Genomic DNA, 231 nt, shown 5'->3' on the forward strand with positions numbered 1-231 from the left:
AAGCGAGTGCGGCCTCGTCGGTGTCGGCGAGCAATCGCCAAGCGGTGGACGTGAAGGCGACCGGGCCGAACACCCCTGCCTGGTCCCGCAGCACGGCCAGATCCGCGATCGCCTCACCACCGTCGGCGAGCATCGCCGCCAGGTCGGTGGCGATCCGGCCCGGATCATGCCCGGTCCCACGCGGCCGAAGCGACCTGAGAGCGGCGGAGTACGCGGAGGTCAGCCCAGTGG

The 231-nt window shown here is 71.9% G+C and carries 1 pseudogene; it reads right to left on the bottom strand.

Going from position 1 to position 231, the window contains the following annotated elements:
- A pseudogene (locus tag AC5WS8_RS39540) lies at positions 1-231 on the bottom strand (IS1380 family transposase); the annotation flags it as partial.

The sequence above is a fragment of the Streptomyces sp. PTL18 genome (assembly GCF_059510295.1).